At 59.9% G+C, this 12,380-nt stretch carries 7 protein-coding genes and 1 tRNA gene; 2 read left to right on the top strand and 6 right to left on the bottom strand.

Annotated features, from left to right (window positions below; translation table 11 throughout):
- The first annotated feature begins 265 nt into the window (after window positions 1-265).
- The gene (locus tag PPP56_RS04155; protein WP_353562775.1) at window positions 266-763 is read left to right on the top strand and encodes a hypothetical protein; all 498 of its coding nucleotides are present in this window, start codon (window positions 266-268) and stop codon (window positions 761-763) included.
- Window positions 764-787: 24 nt separating this feature from the next.
- On the opposite strand, the gene hemF is transcribed toward PPP56_RS04155, so the two are convergent.
- From hemF to PPP56_RS04130, 5 genes are all read right to left on the bottom strand, one after another.
- Window positions 788-1,777: an oxygen-dependent coproporphyrinogen oxidase gene (gene hemF / locus PPP56_RS04150; RefSeq protein WP_353562774.1), complete on the bottom strand. Its 990-nt coding sequence runs from the start codon at window positions 1,775-1,777 to the stop codon at window positions 788-790.
- A gap of 297 nt (window positions 1,778-2,074) precedes the next feature.
- Window positions 2,075-2,147, bottom strand: a tRNA-Lys gene (locus PPP56_RS04145).
- Between the two features lie 120 nt (window positions 2,148-2,267).
- Window positions 2,268-2,918: a redoxin family protein gene (locus PPP56_RS04140; protein WP_353562773.1), complete on the bottom strand. Its 651-nt coding sequence runs from the start codon at window positions 2,916-2,918 to the stop codon at window positions 2,268-2,270.
- A 220-nt stretch (window positions 2,919-3,138) separates the two neighbouring features.
- Window positions 3,139-4,638, bottom strand: a complete 1,500-nt coding sequence (locus PPP56_RS04135; RefSeq protein ID WP_353562772.1) for a sodium-dependent transporter — start codon at window positions 4,636-4,638, stop codon at window positions 3,139-3,141.
- Window positions 4,639-4,706: 68 nt separating this feature from the next.
- Complete coding sequence (locus PPP56_RS04130; RefSeq protein WP_353562771.1) at window positions 4,707-5,681, bottom strand: ring-cleaving dioxygenase; 975 nt, start codon at window positions 5,679-5,681, stop codon at window positions 4,707-4,709.
- 580 nt (window positions 5,682-6,261) lie between these two features.
- Here PPP56_RS04130 and PPP56_RS04125 point away from each other — a divergent pair.
- Window positions 6,262-6,570 (top strand): hypothetical protein, encoded by a 309-nt coding sequence (locus PPP56_RS04125; RefSeq protein ID WP_353562770.1) that lies wholly within the window; start codon window positions 6,262-6,264, stop codon window positions 6,568-6,570.
- 351 nt (window positions 6,571-6,921) lie between these two features.
- Here PPP56_RS04125 and PPP56_RS04120 read toward each other — a convergent pair whose 3' ends face one another.
- Window positions 6,922-12,234 carry a translocation/assembly module TamB domain-containing protein gene (locus PPP56_RS04120; RefSeq protein ID WP_353562769.1) on the bottom strand — a complete coding sequence of 1,771 codons (5,313 nt, stop codon included), beginning with the start codon at window positions 12,232-12,234 and terminating at the stop codon, window positions 6,922-6,924.
- Window positions 12,235-12,380: the final 146 nt, after the last annotated feature.

The following is a 12,380-nucleotide window of genomic DNA, read 5'->3' as shown; positions in this document are numbered from 1 at the left end:
ACACCCGTATATCGGGGACAATTTGCACCAGGGGCATGACCTTCGGCCCCAGCCCAGCGGAGCCGCTCGCAGCGCCCCGACCGCAGGGAGGAAGTACTCTTGGGGTGCCCAAATTAAGAAATCAAAACAGGTTCTTAGCCACCAGCCGGAAAATGGGCGGACTCCGCTTCGAGTTGTTTCCAGAAATATTTGGAACTGTGGAAAAAAAGCGGTATACTTTCCAATAGATAATAGATTCACATTCGCTAACGGCTACACCATGACTATGCGCTTTCCCCTGCCCACACGGGTGCTTACAGGAAGCATTCTCTGCCTCGTTCTATTGGCCGGATGCGACCTCTTCGGGGCCAACGACGGGTCCGTTTCCCTGCAGACCGAGCAGGATACCTACGCCGTTGCGATTGACTCAAAACAGAACTCAAACCAGGTACAGGGCTCGCTCTCATATGCCCTCGCGAACGCGTCGCTGCAGTCGGTTGCGTTTTCGAAATGCGGGGAGGGCGCCTTTCCACCGCCCAAATTGCAGTTCAAGGACGACGGCACGTGGACCGATGCCTATGAGCAATTTTATATCCTCATCAAGTGTCCCGATCAGGAAGTAATGCCCCAGGACACCTACCGGGGTGCTTTCGAACTTCGAGTACCTGTCGACGATTGGGTGCCCCACACGGTCGAGGGCACCTACCGCATGGCATGGACCGTGCGCGTGAGTGGTAATTCCCGAAGCGTCTACTCCGATCCGTTCACGCTCACCGTTGAGTAGAAGCGTTCACTTGAGTAGGAGCGTTCACGCCTCAATCACATTCGGCGCCTCTGTTTCGTCTATCGAGAGCCAGTCGCGGGCGGTGAAGAACCACTGCGCGCGGGCCTCAGGCGTGTCCGGCGCGGGCGACCAGTCGTAGCTCCAGTTCACTGCTGGCGGCAAGCTCATCAGGATGCTCTCGGTGCGCCCATCTGTTTCGATGCCGAACTTCGTGCCACGATCAAACAGCAGATTGAACTCCACGTAGCGCCCTCGCCGGTGGGTCTGGTAGCGCCGCTGGCGCTCGCTGTATGGGCGGTCTTTATGACGCTCCAGAATGGGCAGGTACGAACGCAGAAAGGCCCGACCGGCGTCGCGGCTGAAGTGGAAGGTGCGCTCCGGCTCGCCGCGCAGGTAGTCGTAGAAGATCCCGCCAACGCCACGCGCTTCCTTTCGGTGCGACAGGTAGAAATACGCATCGCACTGCTGCTTAAACGACTCATAGTCCGCCACGGCATCGTGGTCGTCGCACACCTCTTTCCACACCCGGTGGAAGTGCTGCGCATCCTGCAGCGTCGGGTAGTATGGCGTCAGGTCGGCGCCGCCTCCAAACCACTGGTCATCCGGGTCCATGAGGTCGTCGCCCAGCGCAAAGTAGCGAAAGTTCGCATGCACCGTAGGCACATACGGCGAGCGCGGATGCACAACCAGCGACAGTCCCGTCGCAAAAAAGGGCGCCGGCTCCACCTCCAGCGCCTTCGCCATGCGTGCGGGCAGCTCGCCATGCACCGCTGAGGTGTTCACACCGCCCTTCTCGAAGACGTCTCCGCCCTCAATCACCGCCGTGCGCCCGCCACCGCCGCCCGGACGCTCCCACTCGTCGACCTGAAATCGTGTATCGGGCTCGTAGCGCTCAAGCCGTTTCGTGATGCGCAGTTGCAGCGCCTCCACGAACCGCTGCATACGATGGGCCATTGAGATGTCGGTGCGCGGCTCATCGCGCAGGCGCTCCGTGCGCTCTTTCGAATCGCTCATAATCAGCTACATGCAGAAATATGTTCAGAGGGATGCGAAACGTAGGTCTCCGTGTCCCCAATACGACGCGATCCACGAAGGCGTTCGGCACCCTCTGGGCCTGATTACAGATACACGATAGTACGATGCACCACGAACACATATCGCGTTCAGGACATAGTTGCGTTCAGGCAGCTTGCGTTCGCCCCCTATCACCGTGCTTGCTGTAACCGTACGCGCTGCCCTCATGCAAAATACCCCGAACCGCCAGTTGGCGATGCGGGGCATCGTTACGCGCTATAGTGCTGGGGGGCGTAGTAGGCCCGGAGGGTCTCGAACCCCCAACCCACAGATTAAGAGTCTGTTGCTCTACCAGTTGAGCTACGGGCCTCTGTATAAGCATGCAGATCAACAAGGCCGATCCCAGAAATGATCCAGGCACGCAGCAGAACGTGTCGAGTCGGTTACGAGCATCTGCACGCTGCAAAGATTGCCTGTGCAACCGACCTCGCTACCGCGGCAGCTTGATCATGCAGCCAAAGGCTTTTGTCTCGGGCTCAGACACCGACTCGCCTGCTGCCAACGCATCAAGCGCGTCGTGCAGGTACCGGTTAGTGACATCCTCGGCGCTGCCCGGGCTGTCGTCGATGGCGCCCTGATAGACCAGTGTACGGTTCGCATCGAAGACAAAAACGTGCGGGGTGCGCATTGCCCCCAGCGCCGTTGCCAGCGCCGCAGTGTCGTCGCGCAGGTAGCGCATCCCCCCGTACCCTTGCGACCGGGCCCGTTCAGCGCTTGCGGCACGCCCTTCTTGCTCAAACGCATCCGCATCGTTGGCATTCACCAGCACAAAACGGATGCCCTGCCCCGAAAACTGCTCGCGAAGTGACTGAACACGGTCTTCGTAGCGGTCGACCCATGGACACTCGTTGCTCCAGAAGATAAACACGGTGGCGCGCGAGCCCAGTACGTTGCTGAGCGCTGTTTGGGATTCAGACTGCACGTCGTAGAGCCCCGCGTCCAGACCTGGCAGCGTTGCGCCAATGCGCAATGGATTCTCTGTAGGCTGAGCGTGCACGGCCCCTATCGTGGCTACCGTAAGCAGAACAGCTGCCACGAGTCTGAGCACGGCCTGGGTAACAGTCTGGGTAACGTGTCGCATATCATCCTCGATTGCTAATGAGGGGGAGCCAAATGAAGCGTGGCTGTGGGCGCTTCCGAAGAGCATGTACCGTGCCACATAACGGAGCGCGCAGGGGCTTACGGCACTTGCTTACGGCACACGCGCCCTTTCTCACCTTATGTGTACTATGTGCGTACTACAAATGCGTGCTACAAACGTAACAGAAGGTCTTCTAAAGCGATGAGGGACTTTAGGTGCTTTAGAGAGACGACTCGCGGGCGAACATGCGGTTCACGTACTGATCGTTAAGCGCCCAGAGCACCACCGCTGCCAGCGTCCACTGCACCAGACAGGTCATGATGCTAAAGGGATCGAGCGGGTTAAACCATGTATCGGGAGCAAACACGAAGATCGACTGGTAGATCCACCAGCCCAGCACAACGACAGCCTGAAGCGGCACAAAGTACGTAATGAGCACGTCCCAGGCCGCCCCTGGATTGCGTTCGCCGCCGTGGCCCATCGTTTCAGTCCGGAAAGCACGCGGCCCGTACGTAAGCACAGCCAGCGCAACCAACGCGCCTGAAATGAGAAGCCCCACGCCCCATACGAAATCCTGATTCGCGAAGATGTCGAGGCTTACTGCTGAGGGGATGCCCAGCACAAAGCCGAGACCGGCCACCCAGCTCACAGCAGTGGCGCGTGTAACCCCCGCGTCAACAAAGGAGCGCGTGGCCAGCTCAATCATCGAGATGAGCGAACTGAGCGCGGCAAACGAGAGGCCGAGGAAGAAAAGCATGGCGAGCGGGCGCCCGAATGCCATCTGCTCAAAAAGCTGTGGCATCCAGATAAAGGTAAGCCCCGTACCAGCCGGACCGCTTGTCTGCATCACGTTGAGCACTTCGCTCTGCGACATGGTCGTGCCCAGTACGGCAAAGACCGTCCCAAAAATAATGATAGCTGCGATGAGCGACACGATGTTGTTGCCAATCCCCGTAATGAATGCGTTGGAGACCACCCCATGTTTGGCCTGCATGTATGCCCCGTATGTAAGAATGAGCCCCCATCCGGCGCCCGTATCCCACGCATTCTGCGTAAGGGCCTGCAGCCAGAGCTCTGGGTTGCCCAGCAGCGCCCACTCAGGGGTGAACAGAAAGGCGATGCCCTCCCACGCTCCTGGTAGTGTAAAGGTACGGGCCAGCGCCAGCAGTAACACCCCGAGTAGCGTAGGGATCAGAACGCGGTTAACGCGCTCGATCGAGGACACGCCCTTCCACACGGCGAGTGCTCCAACGCCTACGGCGATCGCATGAAAGAACACAGGGGTGCCTCCGGCCTGGAAGGCCTCCCACCCTTCCTGAGCGGCTTCGTTTGAGAGCGGCAGCGGATGGGCAAGCATCTGCCAGAAATAGAACAAGCACCACCCGGCTACCACTGCATAATAGAACATGATCGCCGTTGTTACCACCCCGATAAACCCACCCATCCATCCGCGGTGGCGCCCGGCTACCTTCGCGTAAGACCCTACAATTCCCATCCGGCCCTTACGCCCCATCGCATACTCAGCAATGATCAGGGGAATGCTCCACATAAACAGGAAGAGAATCCACGCCACCAGGAAAGCCCCCGCCCCGGTTTCCCCGCTGGTTTCTGCGGCAATCCGTGGGAAGCGCCATATGTTGCCGGTGCCTACGGCAATACCAAGCACGCTTAGAATGAGTGCCCAGCGTGTTGAGAAGCGATCTGTTGATGAAGAGGACATACGCCAGCGAGAAATCCGTGAGGGAGCATGAACAGCGGGAGAGCCTCTCAAGAGGCTCGTAGGGGATGCTACAGCGTAATGTCGGCCAGCTGAGCTTCAACCTCAGCGCGCCGTGGCCGCAAGAACGGAGGTAGCTGCAGCTGCTCGCCCAGCGCCTCCTCTGGCTCATCATGCAGAAAACCGGGCGGATCGGTCGCAATCTCGATATTAATGCCACTGGGGGTGCGGAAATAGATTGAATGGAAGTAGTTGCGGTCTTTCATGGTTGTTGGTCCATATCCATCCGCCAGAAGCGCTTCGCGAATTTTTTCCTGGTGGGCATCGTCTTGTGCTCGAAAGGCCACGTGGTGAACGGTACCGTATCCCCACCGCCCCTCGTGCATATTGGGCTCGTTGTACACGTCTACGTGGCGTGCATGCCCGGCGGTGGGCACGGTAAATCGCGTCCAGTCGCCATCTTGCGGCGTGGGCTCAGTGTCTTCCTCTTCGTAGCCCAGCGTGCGCAGCACCGCTCTGGCTTCACGGGCATTGTTGGGATGCAGCGTCACACTGTGGAATCCACGAATGCCATACTCGTCTGGCACGTCACTTCCCGTCCAGGGCGCGATGTCGGAAGTGCTTGCGATGAGCTCCAGAGGCTGCCCATCAGGATCCTGCAAGCGAAGCACCGATTCTCCAAAGCGCTCGGTGAGCGGGTAGGTGCGTATGCCGTGCGCCTCAAGACGATCTTGCCAGTAGAGCATCGAGCCAGTGGGCACAGTGAACGAGGTGGCTGTAGCCTGCCCCCGCCCCACCTGTCCACGCTGAATGCTCTGGTGCGGCTTCAGCGTCATGACGGTGCCTGGCGTGCCTTGCCCGTCGGCGAAGTAGAAGTGGTACATAGTCGGCCCCCGAAATACTTCCGAGGGGTTGTTGAAGAGAACCGTTTGCTTCACAAGCCGCAGTCCGAGCACATCGCGGTAGAAGTCGATGGTGAGCTGTGGGTTGCTCGCATAGGCCGTAACGTGGTGGATGCCGGTCACAGGAGATACAACAGGAGGCATACGCGCTATATCGTTGAATTCGGGGCAGCTATCGACCTGCTATGAATAGCAGTGCCTCTAAGGTAAGGCGAGCGCCCGTGCATTCCAAATTGGATCTTCCCTACGGTTTCAGAACGTCTGCACGACGCGTACAGAACACATCCGTAGCGCATGAACCGCTCTCGCCAAGAAGGAACCGCTCGGTTGCCTCGATCAACTCTTGAAGTCAGGACTGAAACCGCACCAGGTAGGCGTCGACCCACTTACAGACCTTACAGACGCTGCCATCCGTCGTAGAATTGGCGCAGCCTCGTGACAGCCATCCTGTAACAGGCCATCTTAATGACATGGGTATAAGAGGCATATCTCCTTTCCTTCCGTTACACACCGTTTCTTTTTGTACCTTTTTAAGAAGTCAGACCGAACAACTTACCCTTTTGAATCGGGTTTTTGACCTGTGTATTGTCTCCTTACCGGACATATACGCATCATCATGCGCCAAAGGAAAACTTCTTGTGCGCCAAAGACGCCCTGGTATCATCTTTGACATAAAGAGAGGTGCACGTTTACATCCGCCCTTTTGCATCAATTGATACCGCTCATGGCTGCCTCACTCTTGCTCCTTGGCATCTGCTGGCTTCTTCCTCTCGGACTGGTGGGGTGGTCGTACTACCGGTACCGTACGCGTTCGGCCCAGATGCCTGTACAGTGCCAGGTCGTCTACGAAAAGACCTCCATTGACGTGCACTCAGGCACCTGGCTCATGCTGGCCGAGCACCGAGGCGCTCCCATCTCGCTTGCCTCTACGGAAACATACGAAGCGGAGGTGCCCAAGGCGCAGTCGGTTGTACGCTTACACACGCCCCAGGGAACGACAACCTATCGCCGCTGCGAGGCTATCTTAAATTAGCACTTTAAAATTAGCACGGTACCGGTTGTCTGCCAAGAGCAAAAAAGCAAAATACAGCGGTTCTGCCAGCTAACACGCTCAACAGCGAGAGAGACGCAGCCGCGTCTCCCTCGTTTTGTTTTGTGCCGTTGCCTGATGTTCAGGAACTCATATCAAAGCCCGATAGGTTCGGCGGAAGCACATGGGACTGGTTCTCAGAACGTGGTAAAATAGCTTCATCTGTGGTGATGCGGAGATGTCTTCAGCAACGCACGGCATTCACGCTCGGCAGTTCACGCTCGGCGGTCTGCTCTTCTGCTTGTACTCACCTGTAGATCAGGGCCCGCCCAGAGGCCCTGAGACCGCCCTCCGTCAGTACGCCCGCTCGTACAAGAAATTAAGCCGTAGGCTTGACTGCCTGCGCAGTAGACGCGCCATGAATGTGTTCGTGAGCTCGTACTCCAACAGCAGGTCGGGCTCCAGCACCTCTGTCTGGCTACTGCCCGTGTCGATCGGCTGCTCTATGGACGCATAGAAACGCGGCGTAATGTAGCGCCCCACCGTTAGGTACGATATTCCGTTAGGACGCACCTGCAAGCGCACCACGTCAAGTCCCAACTGGGTTGCGGCAAGGTTCTCTACAAAGTTTGAGGCCTGCCCGATCGCCAGCTGTGCAGCAAGATCGCCGCCGCTGCCGGCGCCCCCTCCTCCTCCCAGAAAGCTGTCGGCTGGGCGCCCTGTGGCGAGATAAGACAGGATGTTAGACGTTGACATAGGGGGCTCTGAGCTAAAGCCGATGTCGAGGTCTCCCAGACGTCCGTCAGCATTCAGGGTGATCGTCACCTCTGTGTCCCTCGTTTCGCGCGCTCGCTGCTCGTAGACCGCCGTGAACGACATCTGTGGGTCGTCGGGCGGCCCGTTAAACGTGAGCGTGCCCTCATCGACCCGGAAGAGCTGTCCGAACTGCTCAACGGTGCTGCGCTCCGGTACAATATCGATCGTTCCGAAGACCTCTACATCCTCGTCGTGCTCTTTGCGCAGGTCCAGGTCTCCATTGAACTGAATGTTCAAGCCAAGCCCCGATCGCGACCGGAGCCATGTTTCGCGTCGGATCTCCACCTCCATGTCGATTGCCATAGCCTGGTATGTGTCATACACCGTCGTATCAGCATCGGCCAGGCGGACGCCAAACCGGCGTTCCAGCACCGAACGGTCTTCGTCGGTCAACGAGACGGCTTCGATATCGGCCGCCGCTGCGTCGTCGAGCTCGTCGAAGAAGATATCGGCGCGTACAACCTGCACGGTACCGGTCAGCCGTGGACGCTCGGTGGTGCCTGTAAGCACCATGTCGCCGTTAATGGTGCCTCGCCGATACGGGCGTGTGTTGATCGCCTGAAACTCATCGGCCCGGATTTGCAAGTCCATCTCGCCCAGCGCCAGTTCAGCCAGCTCGATCGACCCGGTCGCCGACATGCGTCCGCGCCGGGGCGACCGGATCGACGATTCGGTAATCTCAATGCGATCATCTTCAAGGCGAAGCACGGCACGCCCCTCCGTAAACCGGTTGTTCAAGTCGGTAAGCACAATGCTCAAGGCGCTCAGGGTTGCATCCCCTTGCAGATTCGGATCGGTACGCGTGCCGCCGATCTGGACCGCAGCGTCGAGGCGTCCACTCAGGTCTTCCATCACATCCGGATCCAGAAAGGGATCAATCCACCCAACGGCAAAGGCGTCGGCATCCAACTGCAAATCAACCGGCGTGCTCATTACGTCTGCCGGTTCAGGAGTACGAAGGCGCAAGTCGATCGGAAAGTCGCCACTGAGTGTCAGTGTGCTCCCATCGGCATGTTCAAGGTTGGCGTTAAGGTGAAGCGCGAGATCGGCGTAGCGCAGCTCTGTGTTGAGCGTTCCCACCTCACGCCCTTCACTGCGAACGTCGGTATCAAGTCCCATCGTTATGATGGGGGCGTCGGCGGGTCCAGAGAGGTCGATCGTTCCGTTCACCCGGCCTCCGAGCCCCTCAATCTGCATCAGCTCTGCAAAAGGGCCGGCATTCACGTTCTCAAGCGTAGCAACCAGGCTCTGATCGCCCTCGGGGTCGATGCGGCCATCTACAGCTATCTGCTGGTCTGAAGCCATCAGCAGGAAGTTGCGGATGCGAATCGCAGTCTCCTCTTGTGCAATGGAAACCGGCTGGAGCAGTCGCCACGCGTCGGCGCCGAGATCCAGGTCCAAGCGTGTGAGCGAGGCACGGAAGGGTTCGTCGAACGATGGAACGGAGAGGTCGAGGCGAGCACGCTGGTCAGCGCTGGCTCGCACGTTGGTGGATAGCGAGGCCCCCTCAGCCGCGCTATACGTGCCGTTGGCCCGCACTTCGTCGGCCGCAAGCGTCGTCCACTCTACGAACTGCAGGCGCGTGCGTCCTTCCACACGGTCGATGCTGCGGTCTTCTGCGAGGGCCCCGGCCAGGATGACTTCAACGTTGGTGACGCGTGCATCATCGGCAATCAGATTATCCATGTTGAGGCGCCCATTGAACCGCAGCTGTCCGGCCTCCCCACGCAGGCGTCCGGTTAGCGAGCCCGTGTCTGCAGCAAGCGTCTGCAGGGGCGTAAACGTTTGGAGCGGCTCTAACGACACAAGATTAGCATTGAGTACGATGTTTGCCTCAGCATCCTCGCCTAAGAACGAGGCGGTGCCTCCTGCAGTCGCGGTAAGCACATTCGAGTTGACGCTGAGCGTGTCGATGTGAACACGTCCAGCATCGTACGATGACCGCAGCACGGCCGACTCCAGCAAGAGCGGCCCGTATTCTGCAGCGGCAGCGTCGAGCGTTGCCGTGAACGACGCTGTTTCGGCAGTCCACCCCTTCCCTTCAAGGGCAAACTGCAACGACTCCAGGTCGGTCTGCAGCGTATCCTGTCCGGTCAGCGCGGCCCCGTCGAACTGAGTCGCGCGGGCCGTAAGCGTGTACGAGGAGTCGGGGAGCGAAGCATTGAGCGTCGCCTGTGCTTCGCCTACGTCGAACTGAGCGCGTATATCGCTCTCGACCTGCCCTTGGTCGGCCTGCAGCGTGAGTTGGCTTTCGTTGAGCATGGCCTGGTTGATGCGCGAGTCAGACAGCGCCAGCCGCCCGTCGAACGAGAGCACCTCAAGCGACTGCCCCGCTCCGCGAAAGTCGAGCGTGCCATTCAAGTCGGTATCGAGGTTGGGAATGCCTGCCAGCGCGCCTACATTGAGCGCGCGAATCGTGCCCTCCGTTACGTTGACCGACGGACGATCGTCGAACAGTCGGGCTGTACCCGCCAGGCGTGTTTCTCCGCCGGGAACGCGCAGGGTCGTGTCAAAGGTGAGCCGCTCATCGTCATCAAGACTCACGAGCAGGCCCAGTGCCTCGATATCCTGTTCGTTGAGGCGCGACTGGGTAAGGTCGGTCTGGAGCTGCGCTTCTATGAGACGGTCTTCGGCCTGTGTTGCACGCGCACTGAATGTGCCATTGAGGTCGCTCGCCTGGCTTTCATCTTGCAGCAGCGGCCCGATGTTTACGTTGTTGAGACGCCCATCGCGTAGCGCCACGGTGAGCATCTCCGCAAAGGGGTCTACTGCCATGCGCGTCTGTACACGTCCGACATTGCCTTCAGCGTCTATGTCAGCCTGCAGCGTGCCTGACTCGAACGACAGCGCCGCCCGTATCGCATCCATCTGCACCAGCCCATGTGTTAGGCGACTGACCTCAGCGTTTCCTGAAAGCGCGGTTTCCTGTGGGTCAAAGCCCTGTCCTTCAGCAGATATGCGCCCGCTGATGCGTGTATCGGGCAGATCGGGGGCAACCTGGAGCGCGTCAAGGAAAGCGTTCAGGTGGAAGTCGGTAGTGCGCAGTGCTTCGAGAGCAAATGCCTCTGTTTCGTCGAGGGCGGCCCGCCCCCGCCCTTCCACGTGCCCACCTGGCAGTCTCATCTGAAAGTCGGACTGTACGGTTTCGCGCTGTAGAGTCGTTGTGGCAGTGAGTGCATCAATGGGAATACCATGTACCGTAGAGGGCCGCAGGGAAAGCGTAGTCGAGAGGTCGGCGGTCGGCGGGTCGATCCCGCTACCGGCCAGCGTCAGATCAAGGTTGAGCGCAGACGTTAGCTCAGTATCAGGAAGCCACTCGGCCAGGTCGAGTCCGTCGGCGCGGGCGGTCAGGTCGTACGCGGGCACGTCGCCAAACGGCGTCGTGGTGCCACTGAGCTGCACTTCGGTGGCGTTGATTCGCCCCTGGCTCTCCAGGTCAACCGTTCCGCTGGTTGTAGTAGCCGACAGGTCGAGGGTCTCGACAGCCAGCGTTTCAAAGCGCGTATCGCGAACGGAAAGTCGGGTGGTGCCACTGAGGGTTTCAAGGGTGGTACCGCTCAGGTCGGCATCAAGCGAGGCATTTACACGGATAGGCGTTCCGGTAAGGCGGGTCACGTACTGGTCGATGTCGAGGGCAGCCCGGTAGTGGAGGCGAGTGGTATCGGCATCTGGGAGGGTCGCTTCCGCGTTGAGGCGCCACGTACCGGCATCGTTGACCTGCCCGCTCCCCTCGGCCTGCCAGTGCCCTGCACGCTGCGTGAGGGCCAGCGTAAACCGGTGCACCTCGTCGATTGCCGGCGTCAGGGCAGGCACAAACGGGGCGATATCAGCGACAGCAATTGAGTCGGCGTGGACCGCGAATGCTGCTTCATCGAGCGCCTGTGTGGGTGCATCTGCGAGTGCATCTGCGGGTGCATCGGTGTCATTTGCCAGCGTGTCTCTGTCGGCTGAGGGACCTGCGGCGAATTGCAGGGTGCCGTAGCTTCGAAGGCGGCTGCGGGGCGCATCCAGCTGCAGCGCATTCACGGTCAGCATGTCGGGCGTGAGGGTGGCACGGGCTGCAAGCGTGAGGGGCATGGCGCTGTCGTCGGGCAGCTCGCCACGCACGTGGAGCGTATCGAGCGTAGCCTGGGTAGTCTCGCCGATATCGACGTTGCGCAGGCGCAGCGTGAGCGGGTCAATGAAGGCGGTTGAGTCGGCCTCGCTGCCCCAGAACGCGATTTCGGCATAGCCGCGCGACACCTCGGCTCGGTCTATCTGGATGCGCAGGTCGGTCGGCTCGTCGTCGGGGTCGGCGGCGAACTGTGCGAGCACGGCATCCCAGTTCCAGGTTGCGTCGGGGGCCTGGGTAGCGTATACGGCAGGTCCGCCCAGGTGGGCATTGGTAAGATGCAACGTGCCCCCAAGCAGGGCCGTGAGCCGGTATGACACGGAGACTGTATCCACAGCGACCAGCTGTTGATCGCGCGGGGCGGCCACGCCAACGGTAGGCCCCTGCCGATGGGTGTGCAGCGTATCGGGGATCGCATCGGGATTTTCATCGGGGCGCACCGGCTCCGCATCCCGCTCAAATACCACCCCGTAGAGCGTAAGTCCACCCAGCCACGACCCGGACGCCCGGTCGATTGTGATGGTGGTTTCTTCAACCGGGTTGAAGCGGTCGAGGGCCCACTGTGCAACGCGGGTGGCGCCCGACTCGGTCTGCAGGAACAGCAGCAGGCCCAGTCCGAGCAGCAGCACGAGGGCTACGACCCCACCAAGCCCCTGAGCGGTGCGGCGCCCGACGGTACGAAGCCTGGACTGCGGCGCAGCGCTTGGCGTTGACGATGACGAAGTGTTGGAATCGGTCACGGCGTGTGCGGTCGGGTCTGTCGGTGACAGCGGTAGGGGGATGCGGCGCGAATGCCCTTGGAGCAAACACCCTTGCGGTGAACGCCTCTAAGAGCCTGTTTTGATTTCTTAATTTGGGCTGCGAGCGGCTTCAATGGGCTGCAAAT

The organism is Longimonas sp. (assembly GCF_040409695.1).
Classification (GTDB): Bacteria; Bacteroidota; Rhodothermia; order Rhodothermales; family Salinibacteraceae; genus Longimonas.
Note: the sequence above shows the minus strand (reverse complement) of the source record. Positions and strands in the feature narration are given on the sequence as shown.

Bases quoted from the DNA above. Each gene is read 5' to 3' on its own strand.
- PPP56_RS04140 (WP_353562773.1), bottom strand. From the start codon at position 2,918: ATGCGACACGTTACCCAGACTGTTACCCAGGCCGTGCTCAGACTCGTG.
- PPP56_RS04130 (WP_353562771.1), bottom strand. From the start codon at position 5,681: ATGCCTCCTGTTGTATCTCCTGTGACCGGCATCCACCACGTTACGGCC.
- hemF (WP_353562774.1), bottom strand. From the start codon at position 1,777: ATGAGCGATTCGAAAGAGCGCACGGAGCGCCTGCGCGATGAGCCGCGC.
- PPP56_RS04125 (WP_353562770.1), top strand. From the start codon at position 6,262: ATGGCTGCCTCACTCTTGCTCCTTGGCATCTGCTGGCTTCTTCCTCTC.
- PPP56_RS04155 (WP_353562775.1), top strand. From the start codon at position 266: ATGCGCTTTCCCCTGCCCACACGGGTGCTTACAGGAAGCATTCTCTGC.
- PPP56_RS04135 (WP_353562772.1), bottom strand. From the start codon at position 4,638: ATGTCCTCTTCATCAACAGATCGCTTCTCAACACGCTGGGCACTCATT.